Source organism: Aeromonas sp. FDAARGOS 1405, assembly GCF_019048265.1.
Taxonomy (GTDB): Bacteria; Pseudomonadota; Gammaproteobacteria; order Enterobacterales; family Aeromonadaceae; genus Aeromonas; species Aeromonas veronii_A.
Genome location: NZ_CP077311.1, coordinates 2074055 through 2095419, shown reverse-complemented (window position 1 = coordinate 2095419; position 21365 = coordinate 2074055). Strand labels below are relative to the sequence as shown.

The following is a 21365-nucleotide window of genomic DNA, read 5'->3' as shown; positions in this document are numbered from 1 at the left end:
AAGCAAATCGCACTCAATACCTGTAAAAAATGACAGCCGTCACATCTTCCAAATCTGGTTAATCATCCATACGAATCCCCTACCACAAGGAAGTGTGAAATGCGTAAAAACAGCTTGTCCATCATCATGTTGCTGTCCGCCCTCCCATTGTTCACCCTGCCCTCGCAGGCTGCAGACAAGGTCGCCCCCAAGCAGGTCACCACGGTTGCCGCCAAGCAGGAGAGTGGCAAAGTGGATATCAATACGGCAACCCTTGCCGAGCTCACTAACCTCAAGGGGATTGGTGACAAAAAGGCACAAGCCATCGTCGACTATCGCGAGAAACAGGGCAAATTCACCTCGGTCGACCAGCTGGCAGATGTGAGTGGCATTGGCCCGGCCACTCTGGAGGCAAACCGTGACATGATCATCGTCAAATAACGTCCGAGCACTGCATATGCAAACGGGGCTGGCTGTGGCTGCCCCGTTTTTCTTGGAGTATCATGGCCGCACTTCAATCCCGCTGGATAGTTTTCCATGAAAAAGACCCCTCTCATTGTTCGCAAGGCCGTGCTTCCGGTAGCCGGTCTGGGTACCCGTATGCTGCCCGCCACCAAGGCCATCCCGAAAGAGATGCTGCCGGTGGTCGACAAGCCTCTGATCCAGTATGTAGTGCGCGAAGCTATCGCCGCCGGGATCAAGGAGATCATTCTGGTCACCCACTCCAGTAAAAACTCCATCGAAAACCACTTCGACAAGAGCTTCGAGCTGGAAGCGACCCTCGAGAAGCGGGTCAAGCGCCAACTGCTGGAAGAGGTGCAACAGATCTGCCCGAAAGACGTCACCATCATGCACGTCCGCCAGGGGGAGGCCAAAGGGCTGGGCCATGCAGTCCTCTGCGCACGACCGCTGATCGGTGACAACCCCTTCGCCGTGCTGCTGCCGGACGTACTGATCGATGACGTAGCCAGCGACCCGAAAAAAGACAACCTGGCCGAAATGGTGCATCTGTTTGAAGAGGAGCAGATCAGCCAGATCATGGTAGAAGCGGTACCCGAGAGCGAAGTAGACAAGTACGGCATCGCCGACATCAAGGGTGAGGCGCTGACCGAGGGGATGTCCCTGCCGATGCAGGCCATTGTCGAGAAACCGCCTCGTGACGAAGCGCCCTCCAATCTGGCGGTGGTGGGTCGTTACGTGCTCTCCTCCAATATCTGGCCGCTGCTGGAAAAAACCCCGGCCGGTGCCGGTGACGAAATCCAGCTGACCGATGCCATCGCCATGCTGATGGAGCAGGAGCAGGTCAACGCCTACTTTATGAAAGGCAAGAGCCACGATTGCGGCAGCAAACTCGGTTATATGAAAGCCAATGTGGAGTATGCCGTACGTCACCGCGAGCTGAACGGCGAATTTATCGGTTGGTTGAAGCAGTTCGTCAAACAGTTGTAATCGCTAAAAAATCTGTTTTTTATAGAGGTATTCGAGGAGCATCAAATGATGCTCCTTTTTCATTTTTGCAACAAAAAATCAATCAAGAATAAATAAATCCTCAGCAAATCATAATGTTGTAATTTATTCACACATGCTCTATAAGGATTGAGGCGTGTTTCTCGCCCTTGCATAAAAAACTCAAAAAAATATAAGACACAGGTGGAAGTTCCAATGAATAACCCGTCAAAAGGGACCTTTCTAGGTCACCCTAAAGGGCTTTTTTTGCTCTTTAGTACCGAACTCTGGGAGCGATTCTCCTATTACGGCATGCGTGCCGTACTGGTGCTCTATCTGACCGACCTGACTGCCAACGGCGGTCTGGGCTGGACTCAGGCAGATGCCCTCAAACTCTACGGTATTTATACCGGTCTGGTTTATATCACACCGCTGATCGGCGGCTGGCTGGCTGACAATTTCCTCGGCCAACGCCGTGCCGTGCTGTTTGGTGCGATCCTCATGGCTGCAGGCCAGTTCACTCTTGCCCTGCCCCACGCCATGTTCCCTGATATGGTCATTAACGTCTTCTATGCGGGTCTCGGCTTGCTGATCCTGGGTAACGGCCTGTTCAAACCGAACATCTCCACCATGGTGGGTGACCTCTATCAAGAGGGCGATCACCGCCGTGATGGTGCCTTCACCATCTTCTACATGGGTATCAACCTGGGTTCCCTGCTAGCCGGCGTGATCTGTGGCGCAGCTGCCACGGCATACGGCTGGCAAGCCGCCTTCGTCAGTGCCGGTATTGGTATGCTGCTCTCCCTGGTAGTTCAAGCCACCATGGCCCAGCGTTTCCTCGGTGACATCGGCCGCGTACCGGCAGCTCAGCGCGCCGCCGAACAGCGCAACAAGGAGCAGAAGGCTCCGTTGACCAAGCAGGAAGTGGATCGCATCAAAGTTATCCTGATGCTGGGTCTGTTCACCATCATCTTCTGGGCTGGCTTTGAACAAGCCGGTGGTCTGATGAATCTGTATGCCCAGCAGTATACTGACCGCATGATCGGTGACTTCGAGGTACCGACTGCCTGGTTCCAGTCTCTGAACCCCTTCTTTATCATCACCCTGGCCCCGATCGTCGCCGCCATCTGGATCAAGCTCGGCAAGAAAGAGCCGAACTCTCCGGTGAAATTCGCCATGGGTCTGCTGTTCCTGGCCGTAGGCTTCCTGTTCATGGTGGGTGCTGTGCTGCAACAGGGCGGAGATCAGACCGTCAAGACCTCCATGTTCTGGCTGGTTGGCGCTTACCTGTTCCACACCCTGGGCGAACTCTGCCTCTCGCCCATCGGTATGTCCATGGTAACCAAACTGGCTCCGCTGCGTCTGGTATCCCTGATGATGGGCGCCTGGTTCGGTTTCACTGCCGTGGCCAACTATGTCGCCGGCTTGATTGGCTCCTTCGTGGGTGAAGCTGGCCCAATCGCCATCTTCGGCGGTATCGCACTGTCTGCAGTCATCTGCGCCCTGATCCTGCTGGCCATGGCCAACCGCCTGGTCTACTGGATGCACGGTGCCGAAGGCCCTGCCAAAGAGCCACACGTGCAAGACAAGAAGTTGCAGTCCGCTGCCGTTTAAACGGTCAGGATTGTCAAAAGCAAACAGGGCACCCTATGGGTGCCCTGTTTGCTTTTGCCTTCCGTAGGCAGCATCAATGATGACGCACCTGCACATCGAGCGCACAGCCACTGTCACTGCGAAACTGCAGATCGAATGGTTCATGCCAACTGCGCTTGTGCAGAGCATAGTGACTATTGCGCATCAACCCCAGAGGTAAACCGCCGGAACGCATCAACCAGTGGGGAGACGTGAGTCCAGCATTTGCAAATACCAACCCATCGTGCTGATCAAAAAGCAGCGCCGCCATGGCAAAAGAGTGGCGAAGCCCGGACGCCATCAGCTGATGGTTGAGGTAGTCGAGCAACCGGTGTGGCTGGCTCAGTAACCGGCTCTCGTTCTGCTGGAACTGTCGGTAGGGGACGTTCATCAGGGAGCGCACCAGTGCCCCGCAAAATGCCGCATCTGTCCCCATGATGGGTAGCTCCATCACCAACACCAGCAGCTTTTCTTCCACTTTGAAGGTATCGGGAATAAAGAGATGGCCCAGCCCCTTGAAAGTGACCTGCCAGGGGCCCCACTCCTGCAATCCCGGCGGCTTCAGCCCAGCCAGCAAACGGCTGGCAGCTCGATCATGGGCACTGAAGTAATCCATATGCGCCATCAATTCCAGCTGCTGGGCTCGAGTGCTCCCACCGTTAAGGCACTGGTCAATACTGCGATCGACCAGTGCGAAGTTCTCGAGGGGCTTGAGCAGGTAGTCCCGTGCACCGGCACGCAAGGCACTGGCGACCGCCTCCATGGAGTTCTGTGCCGAAATGACGATAACCGGCATATGGGGGTAACGGGCAGAGAGGCAGGCAATTACCTCGCGGCCATCCATATTGGGCATATTCAGATCGCACAGAACCACGTCGGGATGATAAATAGCTGCGGCTGACAACCCTTCAATTCCATCCTCAGCCTGAAACACCGTTGCCCCGTCCCGCGCGAGGTAACTCACTAACGAGTGGCGAAAAACCGCTTCGTCTTCCACCACCAGGATCCGCAGTCCGGGTTTTGGCATGTTGACAAAAACCTTATGAGTCAATTGTTTATTTAAGTAATAAGACTAGCCCAAATCAGCAGAAATGCCGCGCACCTTGCGTCAAAAACAGCCGGATTGGCTAATCTGCATACCAAAGTAGTGCAAGCTGCTGGATTGTCGACATAATCCCGCGCCCCCTGCTCAACACCCCGCGGTACGCTCTATTTTCACTCCCCCGACCATGCAGTGCACTCACTTGCAGTGTGACGAATTGTGCAAGTGGGCGCCATAAGGGATAATGCCCCCCACTCCAGCTCGTGAAGAAGACCATGACCCCAGCCGAATACAGCGCCCTTGCCCACCCAAGATTGTCCCATCCGGCTCGCAGTCTCTATACCCTGCAGCTGCGCCGACTGGTGCTGGAAAATCAGGCTGCCCGGCTCAACTATCCCGAGCTGGGTCGGGCGCTGGCGGTGGTCGATCCGGGTGATCCCTGCGGCTTTTCGTTTCAGGTCAATGCCCGCCAGCTCACCGAGCTGTTCGATGAACTGATGGAGGCGGGCCTGCTGCAAGTCGAGGCTCAGCCCGAGAGTGAGCACTACCATCAGTGCCCGTTCCAGTTGCCACTGCTGACCCAGAAATTGCGCAGCCCGCTGCCGGAACGCCCCTTCCAGATGCATCTGCAGTGGCGCCCGGACGAAGAGCTGCCCGCCCTCGCCCGTCTGTGCGGAGTGATCGATGCCAGCTACAGCGAAGAGGATCTGGGGGAGTTTATCGCCTACTGGCTGGGGCGCCCCGAGGTGTTCGACTCCCAGCATCAATGGATGCTCAAGTTTATTCGCGCCCTCAAGACCCGCCGCTATACCCGTCGCAAACCGATGGAGGTGCAGGGCTACCAGCAGGTGACGCCGGCCCCGGCAGAGTCGGGCCCGAGCAAACGGGCCCAACAGATGATTGAAGAGGCCAAGCGACTGGCCGAACAGCAGATGCAAGAACCCGCAGCGCAGCAGGAGCCGGATAATGATTGATAGCGGCCCCCGCCTGCAGGCAGAATCAACCCCTTGTCTACCCATCCCTGATCGAGCAGAAGGAGCATTCCATGACTGACCCGCAAGATCCCCTGCGCCAGGAGCTGGAAGAGATCGAAGCCAAGCGCCAGAAGATCGCCAAGGCCAAGCAGGATCACCGTGTTCACGACCCGGAATTAAGCCGCCATGTGGGTGGCCTGCTGGAGCGCATTCGTCGCCTGCAGCAAGAGACCGGCGGCGGCCAGTATGACTACGAGACCCTGCGCAAGGAGTATGACGCCAAGGCCAACGCCGAGGTGCGCGAGCTGCAGAAAGCGGCCCGTCAGGAGCGGATCCAGAAGCTGATCGCCCAGGCCGACCTCAACCCCGACTGGGTGTTCGACAAAATGGATGCCACAGATCCGGCGCTGCAATACCCTATCGAAACCGCCCGTTACTTTATCAGCGGCTTCGAGCACTGGGAGAAGAGCGGTGGCGGTTGCATGCTGATCTACGGCGACTACGGCACCGGCAAGTCGACCCTGGCGGGGGCGGTGGCGCATGAGCTGATCGCCCGTCACCAGAAATCGGTGATCTTCCAGCAGTGGGCCTCCATCGTCGATCGGCTGTTCTTCAACGTCATCCCCGACCAGGATGAGCGCAACCAGTACCGCCGCGCGCTGGAAGAGGTGGATCTGCTGATCATCGACGAGGTATCGGCCAACCGTGCCAAGATGGCGGAGAGCCAGTCCAGCTTCCTCGGCCACCTGCTGCGCCGCCGTCGCAACCTGTCAAAGAGCGTCATCATCATCACCAACCACACGCCCCAGAGCCTGCATCAGGCGATCGGTGATTTCAGCTATGAGGCGATCAAGGCGTTCAATCCGGTGGATATCCATCTGAGCGGCCCCAGCCGTCGCCCCAGCATCGGCAACTACAACGGCTGATCCCCTCTCAGCGAGTGCGAGTCGCTGGCGGCTCGCACTCTCTCCTCCCTGCCCGCCCACAAATAGAAACAACTCTCATTTACAGCGCACAAACAAGTCACTAGGCTAGTCCCTTTTGCCAAGGGAGCTCAGCTATGCCAACCACACTGATTTTCGGAGCCAGCCGAGGGCTGGGCCGTGCCTTTACCCACCACGCTCTCGCTGAGGGTCACCGCGTAGTCGCGCTGGTGCGCAGCCCCGAGATGGCCACGGAACTGGAGGCGCTGGGAGTAGACGTCATCGAAGGGGATGCGCTGGATCCGGCTGCGGTGCAGCAGGCGTGCGCCCGAGCGGGGCAAGATGCCCAAGTCGTCTCCACCCTCGGCAGCTTTCGCCAGACGGCGCCGGTGGACTATCAGGGCAACCGCCATGTGATCGATGCCATGGAGCAGGCAGGCCTGAAACGACTGCTACTGGTCACCTCCCTCGGCTGTGGCGACAGCTGGCAGTATCTGCCTGAACGTGCCCGCGCCGCCTTCGGTCACGAGGTGCGCCTCAAGAGTCTGGCGGAGAGCTGGCTGCAGACCAGCGCCCTCGCGTGGACCATTCTGCGCCCTGCGGGCCTGCAGGATGGCGACGCCACCGGCCGCGCCGAGCTGAGTCAGGGCAAGGAGGTACACGGACTGGTTCGCCGCGCCGATGTGGCCACCCAAGGGCTGCGTCTACTGGCAGATGAGACAGCGGTGGGGCAGATCTACGCCATCGGGGATCCCACGCTCCAGCGCGGCTAAAGCAGCAGTAAAACCGCTTAACCCCACCACATAGCAAAACGGTCAGCCCAAGGGCTGACCGTTTTCGCTTTACCGCACACGCCATCTCACGGGCGCTTGCCCTATCCCGTTTAACCGGCGGTGGTTTCACCCTGCACGACTGACGGGCGAGCAACTGGCAGCGACTGCTGCCGCCAGCGCAGCAGCAGGCAGGCCAGCACGCCGTAGAGCAACGCAAGCCCCCACAACTGCCACCAGTAACGGGAAACCTGGGCGAAGTCGGCCCCCATCTGGTTAAGGCGCAGAAAACCCTCGATGGCGGGGATAGTGGGCACCCACTGAGCCAGCCAATTGAGGGGCGCCGGGATCAGCTCGAGCGGCCAGATAAAGCCCGCCAGAAAGACCAGCGGCAGGGAGGAGATGAGTACCACCTGAGTGGGCAGATCCCGCCGGGTAAAGATGGCCCCCAGCAAAATACCGAACCAGCAGGTTGCCAGCAGGAACGGCAGGGCGAATAGCCAAAGCTGCACCGGGTCGGCATGGCGAGCGATGTTGTAGTGATCAAAGCAAAAGCCGAGGAAGTAGCTCACCGGCAGCAGGAACAACCCCGCCAGCACCAGAGTTCTGGCCAGCAGCAGCGGCAGTACCGGCGCGCTTTGCCAGTAACCGTGCTCGCCGCGGCAACTGCGCTGGTTCTGGGTCGCCCCCAGGATCCCCGCCCCCATCAGCAGCACCTGATGGAGGATCAGCACGAACACCGCCGGCACCACGTAGTTCACATAGCCCATGGTGGGGTTGAACACCGGCACCACGTTGAGAGCCACCGCATTCCAGCCCATAGCCGCTTGTGGCAGCGCCTCGCCGTGGCTCAGCAGCCTCGCCACCTTCACCTGCGCGGCGAGGGTGCCACCGGCCTGCGCCAGTCCTTCGGCAATGGTGCCGTAGACCAGGAAGTAGGAGGCATCACCGGCGTAGCTCAGGGTGACGCTCTTGCCCAACATCAGATCCCGATAGAAGTGGTTGGGAATGTGCAGGATCCCGCTCGCCTCCCCGGCCATCATCAGCTGCCGCGCGTCATCCAGCGAATTGGCCCGCGCCACCAGCTTCACCTGCGGCGTGGCATCGGCCATAAACTCCAACTGACGGGACAGCTGGCTGCCATCCTCGTTGACCACCACCACTGCCTCTTCCCGCGGCAGCTGATGCAGATAGGGCTGGGGGTAGAGAAACGAGTAGAAGATCACCCCGCCAAACAGGGTCAGCATGATGGCGCGATCCGCCAGCAGGGTGCGCAACTCGAGGCGCAACAGATCGACAAATCCCAGCATCACTCAGGCTCCTTCTCGGCGACGGCCACTACGGCGGATTGACGAGCCAGCTCGGCCTGCTGCTTGTAGCGGCGAACCACCAGCAGCAAAGGGAGAAGAAACAGCAGCAAGGCCCCCAGTTGCGGCAGCGCCGATGAGAGGGGCAAACCGTAGTTGCTCTGACCAATCTGCAACTCGACATAGTGGGAGACCGGCAACAGGCTGCGCCAGAAGCGGGCGAAATCCCCCATGGCACTCACCGGAAAGGTGACTCCCATAAAGGCGAAACCGGGCGCCGTGTAAGCCCCCGCCAGCGACAGGGCGCGCGCCGGATCCCGAATGATGCCGTAGAAAAAGGCACCCATGGTGACGCAGGCCGCCGAGGCGAGCCCCAGACCCACCACCAGCACCAGCCAGCTGCCGTGCATGGGGTAGGAGAACCCCTTGAACAGCAGCAGTGTCCAGACAATCCCCCAGCCCCAGCCAATCAGTACGTGGGGCAGCAGGGTGCGCCAGAGGCCAAACCAGACCCCGCGAGTGGTCCAGTCCAGCCCCAGCCGATCGGTACGGGCCAGCGCATTGAGGCCAAACAGCACCACCAGGATCTGCCACACCGCGGGCAGAATAGCGCTCAGCAGAAATTGGGCGTAGCTGGAGTTGAGGTTATAGAGCGCCGTCACCTGACTGCTGATGGGTACCGACTGCCCGAGTGCGCCGGGCAGTGCCTTACCGTCAGCCATCGCCTCCAGCACGCCCACCTGACCATTGAGGGTGCCTACCACCTGCGCTAGCGCCGAGTTGACCAGCTTGGCGATCAGGATGAACTGGCCGTTGTTGAACACCGTCACCTGCGGCTGGGTACCCTGACGGGCATCCCGCTCCAGATGGTTGGGGATCACCACCAGCGCATAGATATCGCCACCGCGCAGGGCGTGGGCACCGGCATCGATGGAGTCAAACTGTTGCGCGACCTTGAGTCCCGCAGAGCCATCCAGCGAAAAGGCGAGCTGGCGCGAGAGCATGCTGTGATCGAGATCCACCAGCCCCACCTTGAGGTCGCGGGCCAACCCTGCCGAGAAGATCCAGCAGAGGATCCCCATCAGCAGCAGCGGTACCCAGCTCATCAGGGCACGGCTGAACGGATCCTGCCACAGCAGCCGAAATTCACGTCCCATCAGAGTTCAACCAGCACACTCATGCCAACCCGTAGCCCCTCAACCGGTTGCAGCGGGCGAGCCTCCACTTGGAAGCTCTTCATGTCGAAGCCTTGACGGGTATCGGTGGCACGCCAGGTGGCAAAATCCCCCATCACGGCCACATGGGTCACCTTGAAGCGCACCATCTGATCGCCAAGGCCGGGGATGCGGGCATCGAACTCGGTGCCAACCGGGAAGCGGGGCAGCAGATCCTCGCGCACATGGAACTGGGCCCAGGCATCGCTCATATCGAGCAGGGTCACGACAGGGAAGCCTTGCGGCGCCAGCTCGCCGCTGCGCAGCAGCACCTGGCTTACCTCGCCTGAGTGGGGGCTGGTGATGCGGGTGTCGGCCAGATAGGCCTCTACTTCGGCCACGGAACCGGCCGCCATCTTGGCCTTCTCGCGAGCGGCGATCTTGGTCTCTTCCCGCGCCCCTTCCAACGCCATCTGGTACTGCTGCCACGCCATCCCTTCGCTGTAGCGGGCGGCTTGCCAGGCAGTCCAGGCCTCGTCGCGTTTTTGCAGCGGCATCACGCCATCTCGGTGCAGGCTGGCAACCCGCTCATAGGTCTTGCCACGCAGCTGGGCGGCAGCCTTGGCTTTTTGCCATTGATCCTTGGCGGCAGCGATCTGTTGGGCACGAGCCCCTTTCTCCGCCTCTTGCGCCAGCGCCCCCGCAGCGGCTTCACCCGCCTTGGCCTGGCTCAGCTTGGCTTCAATCTCGGGGCTTGCCAGCGTAAAGACCAGCTGATCCTTGGTCAGCTGATCGCCCTTTTTCACCAGCACTTCGTCGATACGGCCCGGCACCTTGGAAGAGACTGAATACTGCTGAGCCTCAATCTGCCCTTGCAGATGCACCGGCTCCGGTTGATAGGCGAGCCAAAAGCGCCAGCCGAGCCAGACCACCAGGATCACCAGCACCAGCGGCAACAACAGCGGTTTACCCTGGCTCATCTTCTTTTTGATGGGGGGATGGCTCATCACTTCACCTCGACAAACGGGCGACCCTTGGCGGTCGAAACAGAGATAGAAAAAGGCACGAACCGGATGGTGATCATGAGTTCACCTCGATCACCTGACCGTGCTGATATTGATTGAAACTGTTCATCTGGCCGGAGAGGGCCAGCAGGCGGGCCAGCGACACCACATATTGATAAGCCGCCGCCGCACGTTGGGTCTTGACTCCTGCCAGTTGGTTCTGGGCATCCACCACATCAAGGGAGGTAGAAAGCCCTTGCCCGAACGCCTTGTCACGCAGCCGCACATTCTCCTCGGCCAGCGCCTGGGTGGAGGAGAGTGATTGATACTCTTCAAGCCCCTGTGCTGCTTCGCGCCAGGTCTTCTCGACCAACAGTTTCAGATCCTCGCGGGTCTTGGCCTGCAGCAGATTAACCTGAAGTTCGGCGCTCTTGGCCGCCTGCACCGTCTCGGAGCGACCGTCACGGCTCACCAACGGCATGCTGACCCCCACCCCCACCAGCCAGTCCGGCGTGGTCTTGGAAGCGATCGAATCATCTTCATAGAGGTTGTAATTACCGAACAGGAATACCTCGGGGGCATATTTGCCCTGTTCGACCCGGATCAGCCCCTTGGCCTGCTCCTTCTTGGCGTTTAGCAACTTGAGGCCGGGGTGCACTTCCAGGGTCTGGCTTACCAACCCCTCAAGACGCGGTAGCTCCTTGTTGACGAACAGACCATTGCCCGGCTGGGCATCCGGCAGCTTCAGCATGCGGCCGAGGGCCAGCTCGGCGATCTCGAGGCTGCGACGGGCCTTCTGGGTATCGATGCGCGCTCTGTCATAGGCCGACTGGGCGGAGAGACGCTCCACCCGGGCAATCTGACCCTGCGCTTCGAGCTTCTTGGCATGATCCAGATGGTGGGCCAGCCCGTCCTCAATCTCCTGCCTGGTCTGCACCACCTGAGCAGCCAGTACCACGCCGAAATAGGTCTGGGAGAGGCTCTCGAAGGCAGACTGCTGTTTGAGCACCAGCAGTTGCTGGGCTTCGCTCACCTGCGCCTGACGGATATCCTGAGCCGCATCAATGCGGCCACCGGCAAACAGCGGCCAGAGCATCTTGACCGAGCTGGTCACCACATTCTGCTTGGTCAGGGGAGTGACAAATGCGTTGGCCCCGACCCCAAACAGACTGCCGAGCGCCAGGATCAGATCTTTCTGCTTGGCCAGCGGATTGAGATCGAGGGCATCGAGTTCAATCGGCTGATCAAGATGGGTATAACTGGCTCCCACATCAACCTTGGGCAGATACATGGATTTGGCGGCCTCACGCAGTTGCTTGGCCCGATCGACCCCGGCCTGCTCGGCAGCCAGCTCCTCATCCTGCTGGATGACCCGGGTCCAGGCCTCGCCGAAGCTGATGGTCTGCGCCTGCGCAGACCCCAACATGACCCCCAGCAGACACGGCCAGAGTGATGTAATGAACCTTGACGTCATAGAACCCCGATTCGCACTGTTGCAAAAATGTTTGGAGCTTTTGCTCACATAAGCCAGCCATCATAACGCAAACGGGACTGACAAGTGGACTGACAATTGAGCAAGGAGGTGACCCGAATGGTACAGCACTCCTGACCGGTCAATCTGGCTGTTTTTCAATAACTCCTGAATTTGCAAGCCTTGGCTCGACGTTTTTTTCAGAAAAAAATGGCTGACGCTCAAATACTAACCTTTTCTCCTGCCTAAAAAATGCGTAATATACGCCGCCCTAAGCCGATGGTAACCGTGGAATGCAGATAGGTCCCCACACGCTTGAAACTCCCCTGATTGTGGCGCCCATGGCCGGTGTAACAGACCGACCATTCCGTGAACTTTGTTTGCGGCTGGGTGCCGGCATGGCCGTTTCCGAGATGCTGCTGGCCAACCCGGATGTCTGGGATACCCAGAAAACCAGGATGAGGATGGATCACTCTGCAGAAGGCGGTTTGCGATCGGTCCAGATTGCCGGGGCCGACCCGGAGATGATGGCGTTTGCTGCCCGCTACAACGTGGAGCAGGGCGCACAGATCGTCGACATCAACATGGGCTGCCCGGCAAAAAAAGTGAATAAGAAGCTGGCAGGTTCAGCCCTGCTGCGTTACCCCGATCAGGTCAAAGCAATTTGCCGGACCGTGGTGGATGCAGTGGAAGTACCTGTCACCTTGAAGATCCGCACAGGATGGGATCCGGATAACCGCAATGGCGTGGAGATCGCCCGAATCGCCGAAGATTGCGGTATCGCGGCCCTTGCCGTGCACGGTCGTACCCGTGCCTGCCTCTACAAGGGCGAAGCGGAGTACGACACGATTAAGGCGATTAAGCAGGCCGTATCGATTCCTGTTGTCGCCAATGGCGACATCAACAGCCCGGAGAAAGCCCGGTATGTCCTCGACTATACCGGTGTGGACGCCGTGATGATCGGCCGCGCTGCGCAAGGACGACCCTGGATTTTCCGGGAAATCCGTCATTTTCTTGAGACGGGCACCAAGCTGCCACCTCCCGAGAGGGAAGAGGTTCGCACCCTGATGAACGAGCATGTCACCAACCTGCACCGGTTTTATGGTGCATATCTGGGAGCGCGCATCGCCCGTAAACACGTGGGCTGGTATCTGGATGAAGAAGAGACGGGCCGAGAATTCCGTAAGCACTTCAATGCCCTGGATTGTGCTGACGCACAACTAGAAGCACTCGAAGCGTATTTCGATGGATTAGGTTAACAAGATAACTAAAGAGCCGACCGAATATGTTCGAACAAACCCTGACTTCTGATGCATTGGTAACAACTACTCACAATCACGCTGCCGAGCCGACCCAGCGCCCCCTGCGTGACTCTGTGCAACAGGCCCTGCGTAACTACTTGGCCCAGTTGAACGGTCAGGAAGTGATTGATCTGTACGATATGGTTCTCTCCGAAGTCGAAGCGCCGATGCTGGACGTGATCATGCAGTACACCCGTGGTAACCAGACTCGCGCAGCCGTGATGATGGGTATCAACCGTGGCACCCTGCGCAAGAAGCTCAAGCGTTACGGCATGAACTGATTGCTGGCCTGATGCCGCACAAGCGGAACAGGGCAAAGATGAAAGGCGCCGGGTAGCAATACCCGGCGCCTTTCTTTATGCTCCCCTTCCCACTTCCCTACTACAAACGCTATGAACCGCACGCCCCTGCTGCTGATGGTACTGGTCACCCTGCTGGCCGCCGCTGGCTGGCTCTTCTCGAAAGAGGCGATCCGCGAACTGCCCCCTGCCGCCTTTATCGGCAGCCGCTTTCTGCTGGCAGCCCTGCTGTTGCTCCCCCTGGCCTGGTTGCGCGAGCCACCGCCGAGCCGACCCCAGATGGTGCGCGCCGCCGGTTGCGGCACCCTCCTCGGCGCCAGCCTGCTGCTGTGGGTCACCGCCATCAGCCAGAGCGATGCGCTCGGCAGCGGCGCCTTTATCATGAGCGTCGCCACCCTGATGGCCCCGCTGGCCGCATGGGGAGCCTTTCGGGCCAAGCCAGGCCGCCACTACTGGCTCACCCTGCCCATCGCCATCGCCGGTTTGCTGCTGCTCTCCAGCAGTACCCACTGGGGCGTGTCGCTCTCGCTGTTCTGGTTTCTGGCGGCGGCCACCACCCTCGGTATCCAGCTTGCCGTCCATCGCCACTTCGCCCAATCCATTGCCCCCAGCTGGCTCACCTGCATCCAGCTGGCGATGACCGGCCTGCTCGGCACCCTGCTCTCCCTGCTGACCGAACAGTGGCCCGAGGCTGGAGTCAGCCACGGCATCTGGGGCTGGTTTGCGGCGAGCGTCTTGATCGCCACCACCCTGCGCTACTGGCTGCTCACCCATGCGTTGAGCAAGATGACCACCGCCCATGCCGCCCTGATGATGCTGCTGGAACCGGTCTGGACTCTGCTGCTGAGCACCCTCTTCTACAACGAACCCCTAGGCGGCGCCAAACTGGCCGGTGCCGGACTGGTACTCGGCGCCCTGGTGCTCTACCAGCTCCCCCTGTTGCTGCGCAGGGCACGGCTCAAAACGCCCGTCTGATCCGCGTCACCGCCCTGCGGGGCGGTGTCACCATTTCCCTCCTGTTTGCTTATCTTGTCCTGCCAATGCTGACGTTCTGTTAACGGCCTTTAACCCTTGGTATCCAGAGGGTTAAAGGGCATACCCCATGAAAAAATGCCATATGGCCAGCTTGATGAAGGTCACATACCTGCCCCTCTTCGCTCCTTATGATGCCCCCATCATCGGTCTGGACAATCCTGACGATGGCCACACATGGGAATAACAAGAGAAAAAACTATGCAGCAAACCAGCCCCCTCAAGACGGTCACAGTCAGCATATTGGCAACCGCCATGCTGATCTTTGTGGCCCAGTACCTGATAGGCAAACAGGAGATCAGGATCGGCATCGCCATCATCCCGATCCTGCCGATGCTCTTTGCCGTCATCATCGGCATGATTGTCTCCGCCAAACCGGTCAAGGATCGCATCCCCGGCTGGAAGCAGCTCTTCACCGAAAAAGAAGAGGGCTTCTGCGGCAAGATGGTGGGCTTCAGCCTGCTGATCCTGGGTACCCAGTACGCGGGGATGATCATCCCTAACCTGAAGATGATCCTGAGCGTCGGCGTGCCGCTGTTCTTGCAGGAGATTGGCAACCTGCTGCCGATCCTGATCGCCATTCCGCTGGCGGTGAAGTTCGGCTTTGGCCGTCGCGCCATCGGGGCCTGCTCCTCCATCAGCCGTGAGCCGTCCGTCGCGGTAATTCAGGGCAAGTTCGGCACCGGCTCCCAGGAGTACATCGGTGTGCTGGCCATCTACCTGTGCGGCTCCGTCATCGGCACCCTCTGGTTCAGCGTGCTGGGCAGCATCGCCCCGCTCACCGGTCTGCACCCGCTGGCGCTGGCTGCCGGCTCCGGTGTGGGCTCAGGCTCCATGCTGAGTGCAGCCTCCGGCGCCCTGATCAACGGTCTCGACGAAGCGCTGGCTCAGCAGGTGCTGAGTATCGCCGCGGCATCGAACCTGCTCTCGTCTGCCCTCGGCGCCCTCTCCCTCACCTATCTGGGTCTGCCGCTCGCTGAAAAAATCTATGCCCTGACTGCCAAAGGAGAGAAAGCATGAAAAGCATCGTAATGGATATGCGGTTCGTCTTTCTGGCGATCCTGCTGGCCATGTTTACCCAAACCCTGACCACCGGCACCCCGCTCTGGCTGATGGGTGACAGCTTTATCGCCATGTCGCTGGTGGTGTTCGCTTCGCTGATTGCCAAGCGCTATCTGCCCTCCTCCCTGCCGGCGTTTGCCTATGCCACCATCATCGGCATTCTCATCTGCCTGCCGGAGACCCCGGTGCGCAGCCTCTTCATTGACGCCGTCGCCAAGATCTCCTTCCTCTCCTGCTGCGTACCGCTGCTGGCCTTCGCCGGTCTCTCGGTGGGCGGTCAGCTGGAAGAGCTGAAGAAGATGTCCTGGAAAGTGATCCTGATCTTCATGATCGTCTCCACCTGCTGCTTCTTCGGCGCCTCGCTGGTGGCCCAACTCGGCTTCTCCATTCAAGGGATCATCTGATGAACAACATCCACATTGAACCGGCCCTGCTAGCCCTGCGCGACTTCAGTCAGGAAGTGCGCCACCACCTGCACACCATTCCGGAAGCCTCCGGCGTCGAGTTCAAGACCTCGGCCTACTGCCGCGAGCTGATGGCAGGCTTTGGCTACCGCCTCACCGACTACCCGGGCTTCACCGGTTTTCACGGCGATCTGGTGGTTGACCCTGTGCTGCCGACCATCGCCTTCCGTGCCGACATGGATGGCCTCGAGATGCACGACATGAGCGACGTTGCGTTCAAGTCGACCCACGATGGAATGGCTCACAACTGTGGTCACGACTCCCATATGGCGATCGCCCTGACTGCGGCCAAATTTCTGGCCGCCAACCGCGATCGCTTGCAGTACAACGTCCGCTTTATCTTCCAGATGGCGGAAGAGGATATGCGGGTGCCGGGCGCCGAGAAGATGGTCGAACTGGGCTGTATGAAGGGGGTGGACGAGGTCTATGCCCTCCATAACGACGGCGCCATGGAGACCGGCACCATCAAGTTCAACCACGGTGTCATGTCCTCCTGGGGCTCCGCCTGGACGTTGGATGTGCACGGTATCTCCGCCCACGGCTCCACCCCCCACAAGGGGCTGGATGCCATCCGCGAAGCGGTGCGGATCATCGAGGACATGGACTACATCGTCGCCAAGCGCACCAGTCCGTTCAGCCCGGCGGTGTTTGGCTGCGGCATGATCAACGGCGGCACCATCCCCAACGCCATCGCCGACCATGTGCAGGCGCGCGGTACCATCCGTGCCATGGATGCCGAGACCGACCAGATCCTGAAGAACAGCTTCAAGGAGATCGTGGCCCAGAGCGAACTGCGCGGCTTCAAAACCAAGATGGTCTATGCCGGGTATCCGGCGGTCGAGAACCACGCCGATGCCTGTGCCCGCCTGCTGCAAGCGGCCACCGATGTCTTGCCCTCTGAGGGGATCAACGCTCAGGGTCAGCCGATGACCGGCAGCGAAGATTTCAGCTACATGGTCAACGCCTGCCGTGGCCGCAAGGGGGCCATGTTCTTCCTCGGCAGCGGCTGTCAGGCCAAGGGGATCTGCAACTATCTCCATGCAAACCCCTACTACCTCGATGACGACTGCCTGCTGGTCGGAGCCCAGATCTTTATCAATCTGGCGACCCGCAGCGCTTAATTCCGCATCTCGATAAAACCAGAAGAGAGGCCAAGGCCTCTCTTTTTTATCTCTGCATGTTTGCTCTGTGTACGACAAACAACCTGCGGCTAGAGCCACGGCAACTCCGCCATATTGGCGGCGGGCGGCTGGTTGATAAGGTGCAGCTGCACCGTCTCCCGGCTGATATGGGGGGCGTAGAGGTGGATAAAGTCGTACATGTAGTCGCGCAGATGGGCATGCTTGCGCAGGCAGATGTGGGTGGCGCTCGAGGCGATCAGGTGGTCGATGTTGAGGCTCACCAGAGCCTCCCTATCCCCCTCGTCAAAGGCTACGCTTGCAATCACCCCGACCCCCATGCCGAGCCGGACGTAGTGCTTGATCACGTCGGTGTCGGTGGCGGTCAGCACGGTTTTCGGCGAGAGGCCGTGACGGCTGAAGGCCTTGTCCATCTTGGATCGGCCGGTAAAGCCGAACACATAGGTGATGAGGGGGTAGCGGGCCAGATCCGCCATCGACAGCGGCTGACAGTCGATCAGCGGATGACCGTGGGGCACCACTACGCTGCGTCCCCAACGATGGCAGGGAATCGCTGCCAACTCATCGAACAGATACATCGATTCGGTGGCGATCGCCATATCCACATCGCCGCTTTGCACCATCTGGGCCAACTGGGCGGGCGCCCCCTGATGCAGATTGATCGCAACCTCGGGATAACGGCGAGTGAACTCGGTGATCACCGCTGGCAGCTTGTAGCGCGCCTGGGTGTGGGTGGTGGCAATACGCAGCACCCCGCTGGTGGCCAGTTGCTCCCCGAGCGACAGCTGGTTGATCTGCTCCACCTGCGCCACAACCCCCTTGGCCAGCTCCATCACCTGCTCGCCTGCGCTGGTCAAGCCGACCAGATTTTTCCCCTTGCGAGTAAAGAGGGCGAGCCCCAGCTCATCTTCCAGCATCTTCATCTGCTTGCTGAGGGTGGGCTGGGAGGTGTAGAGCTTCTCCGCCGTCGCCGAGATGTTGAAGTTGTTCTTCACGATCTCGGTAAAGTTCTTGAGCCGGACGATGTTCATCTGGGCAAGGGATCTCGCTGCTGCGGCCAGTGGGGCTGACCAGAAAAAGAGAGAGCGGGGCTGGCCCCGCAGCTGACTGCCGACCATAGCACAGCGCGGCGCACGATAATCTGCCCCAGGTCAGAAAGCGGCGAGCTAGTCGCTGGCGAGCTTGATCCCGAGTCCGACAAACAGGGTGCCGATGCCCCGGTTGAGCCAGCGACCGAGACGCTGTGACAGCCGTACCCTGTGGCTGGCATAGACGGTGGTAAAGACCAGCAGGTGACACCAGATGATACCGCCCAGATTGAAAATGCAGCCGAGCAGAATAAAAGCGAGCGCCTTGTCGGGGGCATCCGGTGCGATGAACTGGGGCACGAAGGCGAGGAAAAAGAGCGCCACCTTGGGGTTGAGCACATTGGTCAGCACCCCCTGCCGGTAAATCTGGCCATAGGAGAGGGCTGGCAGGGTGGCCCCTCTCTCCATGGCACCCGTAGCCTGCTGGCGCAGCAGGGAGAACCCCAGATAGATGAGGTAGATGGCGCCAACCAACTTGATGAGGGCAAACAACTCGGCAGATGCACTGAGCAGGGCTGACAGACCGAGGGCCGCCGCCAGCACATGCACCATGACGCCGGTGCCAATGCCAAGGGCCGCGACCGAACCGGCACGCCACCCTTGCGAGCCACTGCGCAGCATGACCAGCAAGGAGTCCGGTCCCGGCATGATATTGAGCAGCAGCCCCGAGACCATAAACAGTGCAAGATCATGAATACCGAACATCATCCCTACCCTCGTAAAGAAGAACCAAACAAAAAGGGGCTCCGCAGAGCCCTCTTTTCCTTCACTCTGCGGCAGCTGACGCATCATCAGCTGTCCCGCCAGCCATCAGGGGCGCAGCGCCTTGTCCGCCCGAGAGATGCCGCAGACACCGGAGCGCACCACTTCGATGATCTCGTTGGTCTGGGCGGCAGTCTTGATAAAGGCATCCAGCTTCTCGCTGGTGCCCACCAGCTGTACCGTGTACTGCTCGGGGGTGACGTCGACGATCTGGCCACGGAAGATATCCGCCAGCCGTTTCAGCTCGTCACGGGCCCCACCGGCGGCGCGCGCCTTGACCAGCGCGATCTCCCGCTCGATATGCTCCCCTTCGCTCAGGTCGCACACCTTGAGCACATCCACCAGCTTGTGCAGCTGCTTCTGGATCTGCTCCAGCACCCGCTCGTCCCCCATGGTGACGATAGTCATGCGCGACAGGGTGGGATCCTCGGTCGGCGCCACCGTCAGGGTCTCGATGTTGTAGCCGCGCTGGGAGAAGAGACCCACCACGCGGCTCAGGGCGCCGGATTCGTTCTCCAGCAGTACTGAAATGATGTGTCTCATCAGGTTCTCTCCGTCTTGCTCAGCCACATCTCATCCATGGCACCAAACTTGATCTGCATCGGATAGACGTGCTCATCCGGGTCGACCGAGATATCCATGAACACCAGCCGATCCTTCATGGCGAAGGCTTTCTCCATGGCGCTCTCCAGCTCGGCCGGATCGCTCACCGCGATACCGACGTGGCCGTAGGCTTCCGCCAGTTTGACGAAGTCCGGCAGGGACTCCATGTAGGAGTGGCTGTGACGACCGCCGTAGAACATCTTCTGCCACTGCTTGACCATGCCCAGCGCACGGTTGTTGATGGAGATGATCTTGATGGGCACCCCGTACTGCATGCAGGTAGAGAGCTCCTGAATATTCATCTGCACCGAGCCGTCGCCGGTGACGCAGCAGACCACCGCATCCGGGTTGGCAAACTGGGCCCCCATGGCGGCCGGAATACCGAAGCCCATGGTGCCGAGCCCCCCTGAGTTGATCCACTGGCGCGGTTTGGCAAACGGGTAGTAGAGAGCGGCAAACATCTGATGCTGGCCGACGTCGGAGGCGACGAACGCCTGCCCCTGAGTCACCTTGTAGAGAGTCTCGATCACCTGCTGTGGCTTGATCTGGGTGGACGATTTTTCGTAAGCCAGGCAGTGACGGGAGCGCCACTGGTTGATCTGGTTCCACCAGTCCGCCAGCGCCTCCTTGTCGTTATCGAAGCCACACTCGCGGACCACTTCCAGCATCTGCTCAAGCACGGTTTCCACCGAACCGACGATGGGCACATGGGCCTGTACCGTCTTGGAGATGGAGGTGGGATCGATGTCGATATGGACCACGGTGGCATCGGGGCAGAACTTGGCCACGTTGTTGGTTACGCGGTCATCGAAGCGGGCCCCCACGGCGAAGATAAGATCCGCATTGTGCATGGTCTTGTTGGCTTCGAAGGTACCGTGCATCCCCAGCATGCCGATAAATTGCGGATGGGTGCCGGGGAAGGCCCCCAACCCCATCAGGGTGGTGGTCACCGGCAGATTCAGCAGCTCCGCCAGCTTGGTCACCAGATGATCCGCGTTGGCATTGATGGCACCGCCGCCCACGTACATCACCGGGCGCTGGGCATCCACCAGCAGCTTGGCAGCTCGCTTGATCTGACCCTTGTGACCGGATTTGGTCGGATTGTAGGAGCGCAGAGAGACCGTCTCGGGATACTGGTAGGGGAATTTCTCTTTCGGGTTCTGCACATCTTTGGGCAGATCCACCACCACCGGCCCCGGGCGGCCGCTGGCGGCAATGTAGTAGGCCTTCTTGATGGCCTCGGGAATATCGCTCGCCTTCTTGCACAGGAAGCTGTGCTTGACCACCGGACGGGAGATACCGATCATGTCGGTCTCCTGAAACGCATCCTCCCCGATCATGCTGGTCGGCACTTGGCCGGAGAGGATCACCAGCGGAATGGAATCCATATAGGCGGTGGCAATACCGGTAATGCAGTTGGTCGCTCCCGGGCCCGAGGTCACCAGCACAGTCCCCACCTTGCCGGTGGAACGGGCGTAACCGTCCGCCATGTGAACCGCGGCTTGCTCGTGACGCACCAAGACGTGCTCCATCTTGCCGTTTTCGAAGAGAGCGTCATAGATGTCGAGTACTGAGCCACCAGGGTAGCCGAAGACGTGCTCAACTCCCTGATCTTCCAGCGCTCTAACCACCATCTGGGCGCCTGATAACATCTCCATGATAAAGCCCTCCAGGCTTTGCTCCGTTTAGCGAATCCCGCCGACGATGCCGTGCTTCCCGGCACGGCCCGATCCGTTTCTTGTTGTTATCTGAATGCAGATCGGCCCAATTCAGCCCCGTCGACAGTAGAAAAAAAGGATTTTTCCATCATTGACCCGAAAATCGGGTGAAAAAACAACTTAACCCGCTTCATAACGCTTGTCCACGGCTTTATCTGACCAGAACAGTCATACATTTCAACCAGCTATTAACAT

Annotated in this window: 21 protein-coding genes; 12 read left to right on the top strand and 9 right to left on the bottom strand. The window is 59.7% G+C overall.

The window, feature by feature from the left end:
- The first annotated feature begins 99 nt into the window (after positions 1-99).
- From I6L35_RS09945 to I6L35_RS09935, 3 genes are all read left to right on the top strand, one after another.
- The gene (locus I6L35_RS09945; RefSeq protein ID WP_216980161.1) at positions 100-420 is read left to right on the top strand and encodes a helix-hairpin-helix domain-containing protein; all 321 of its coding nucleotides are present in this window, start codon (positions 100-102) and stop codon (positions 418-420) included.
- A gap of 96 nt (positions 421-516) precedes the next feature.
- On the top strand, positions 517-1428 hold the full coding sequence (galU, locus tag I6L35_RS09940) for a UTP--glucose-1-phosphate uridylyltransferase GalU (protein ID WP_216980160.1): 912 nt from the start codon (positions 517-519) through the stop codon (positions 1426-1428).
- 213 nt (positions 1429-1641) lie between these two features.
- Positions 1642-3039: a peptide MFS transporter gene (locus I6L35_RS09935; RefSeq protein WP_005341137.1), complete on the top strand. Its 1398-nt coding sequence runs from the start codon at positions 1642-1644 to the stop codon at positions 3037-3039.
- A gap of 73 nt (positions 3040-3112) precedes the next feature.
- On the opposite strand, the gene I6L35_RS09930 is transcribed toward I6L35_RS09935, so the two are convergent.
- On the bottom strand, positions 3113-4084 hold the full coding sequence (locus tag I6L35_RS09930) for a response regulator (RefSeq protein WP_216980159.1): 972 nt from the start codon (positions 4082-4084) through the stop codon (positions 3113-3115).
- Between the two features lie 290 nt (positions 4085-4374).
- Here I6L35_RS09930 and I6L35_RS09925 point away from each other — a divergent pair, with 290 nt between their 5' ends.
- The 3 genes from I6L35_RS09925 (at position 4375) to I6L35_RS09915 (ending at position 6769) form a co-directional block, all read left to right on the top strand.
- Positions 4375-5073, top strand: a complete 699-nt coding sequence (locus tag I6L35_RS09925; protein WP_167570528.1) for a DnaT-like ssDNA-binding domain-containing protein — start codon at positions 4375-4377, stop codon at positions 5071-5073.
- Between the two features lie 71 nt (positions 5074-5144).
- On the top strand, positions 5145-5999 hold the full coding sequence (locus I6L35_RS09920) for a DnaA/Hda family protein (RefSeq protein ID WP_216980158.1): 855 nt from the start codon (positions 5145-5147) through the stop codon (positions 5997-5999).
- 134 nt (positions 6000-6133) lie between these two features.
- Positions 6134-6769 (top strand): SDR family oxidoreductase, encoded by a 636-nt coding sequence (locus tag I6L35_RS09915; RefSeq protein WP_100646730.1) that lies wholly within the window; start codon positions 6134-6136, stop codon positions 6767-6769.
- 110 nt (positions 6770-6879) lie between these two features.
- On the opposite strand, the gene I6L35_RS09910 is transcribed toward I6L35_RS09915, so the two are convergent.
- From I6L35_RS09910 to I6L35_RS09895, 4 genes are all read right to left on the bottom strand, one after another.
- On the bottom strand, positions 6880-8076 hold the full coding sequence (locus I6L35_RS09910; protein ID WP_216980157.1) for an ABC transporter permease: 1197 nt from the start codon (positions 8074-8076) through the stop codon (positions 6880-6882).
- The gene (locus I6L35_RS09905; RefSeq protein ID WP_216980156.1) at positions 8076-9230 is read right to left on the bottom strand and encodes an ABC transporter permease; all 1155 of its coding nucleotides are present in this window, start codon (positions 9228-9230) and stop codon (positions 8076-8078) included. The genes I6L35_RS09910 and I6L35_RS09905 overlap by 1 nt, the downstream gene beginning before the upstream one ends.
- Positions 9230-10234 carry an HlyD family secretion protein gene (locus tag I6L35_RS09900; RefSeq protein ID WP_206900476.1) on the bottom strand — a complete coding sequence of 335 codons (1005 nt, stop codon included), beginning with the start codon at positions 10232-10234 and terminating at the stop codon, positions 9230-9232. The genes I6L35_RS09905 and I6L35_RS09900 overlap by 1 nt, the downstream gene beginning before the upstream one ends.
- 73 nt (positions 10235-10307) lie before the next feature.
- Positions 10308-11657 carry a TolC family protein gene (locus I6L35_RS09895; protein WP_254204556.1) on the bottom strand — a complete coding sequence of 450 codons (1350 nt, stop codon included), beginning with the start codon at positions 11655-11657 and terminating at the stop codon, positions 10308-10310.
- A gap of 338 nt (positions 11658-11995) precedes the next feature.
- Here I6L35_RS09895 and dusB point away from each other — a divergent pair, with 338 nt between their 5' ends.
- From dusB to I6L35_RS09865, 6 genes are all read left to right on the top strand, one after another.
- Positions 11996-12961 (top strand): tRNA dihydrouridine synthase DusB, encoded by a 966-nt coding sequence (gene dusB / locus I6L35_RS09890; protein WP_005341156.1) that lies wholly within the window; start codon positions 11996-11998, stop codon positions 12959-12961.
- Positions 12962-12987: 26 nt separating this feature from the next.
- A complete protein-coding gene (gene fis / locus I6L35_RS09885) occupies positions 12988-13284 on the top strand; it encodes a DNA-binding transcriptional regulator Fis (RefSeq protein ID WP_005309538.1) in 297 nt (98 codons plus the stop codon).
- 111 nt (positions 13285-13395) lie between these two features.
- Entirely contained in the window at positions 13396-14277 is an 882-nt protein-coding gene (locus I6L35_RS09880; protein ID WP_216980154.1) for a DMT family transporter, read from the top strand.
- Between the two features lie 258 nt (positions 14278-14535).
- A complete protein-coding gene (locus I6L35_RS09875; protein WP_005341166.1) occupies positions 14536-15354 on the top strand; it encodes a DUF3100 domain-containing protein in 819 nt (272 codons plus the stop codon).
- On the top strand, positions 15351-15800 hold the full coding sequence (locus I6L35_RS09870) for a hypothetical protein (RefSeq protein WP_139394083.1): 450 nt from the start codon (positions 15351-15353) through the stop codon (positions 15798-15800). The genes I6L35_RS09875 and I6L35_RS09870 overlap by 4 nt, the downstream gene beginning before the upstream one ends.
- Positions 15800-16981: a M20 family metallopeptidase gene (locus I6L35_RS09865; protein WP_216980153.1), complete on the top strand. Its 1182-nt coding sequence runs from the start codon at positions 15800-15802 to the stop codon at positions 16979-16981. The genes I6L35_RS09870 and I6L35_RS09865 overlap by 1 nt, the downstream gene beginning before the upstream one ends.
- 89 nt (positions 16982-17070) lie before the next feature.
- Here the strand turns inward: I6L35_RS09865 and I6L35_RS09860 are convergent, their stop codons facing one another.
- From I6L35_RS09860 to I6L35_RS09845, 4 genes are all read right to left on the bottom strand, one after another.
- A complete protein-coding gene (locus I6L35_RS09860) occupies positions 17071-18030 on the bottom strand; it encodes a LysR substrate-binding domain-containing protein (RefSeq protein ID WP_216980152.1) in 960 nt (319 codons plus the stop codon).
- 135 nt (positions 18031-18165) lie between these two features.
- Entirely contained in the window at positions 18166-18792 is a 627-nt protein-coding gene (locus I6L35_RS09855; RefSeq protein ID WP_216980267.1) for a LysE family translocator, read from the bottom strand.
- A 105-nt stretch (positions 18793-18897) separates the two neighbouring features.
- Positions 18898-19392: an acetolactate synthase small subunit gene (ilvN, locus tag I6L35_RS09850; protein ID WP_005311605.1), complete on the bottom strand. Its 495-nt coding sequence runs from the start codon at positions 19390-19392 to the stop codon at positions 18898-18900.
- On the bottom strand, positions 19392-21110 hold the full coding sequence (locus tag I6L35_RS09845) for an acetolactate synthase 3 large subunit (protein ID WP_216980151.1): 1719 nt from the start codon (positions 21108-21110) through the stop codon (positions 19392-19394). The genes ilvN and I6L35_RS09845 overlap by 1 nt, the downstream gene beginning before the upstream one ends.
- Positions 21111-21365 lie beyond the last annotated feature (255 nt).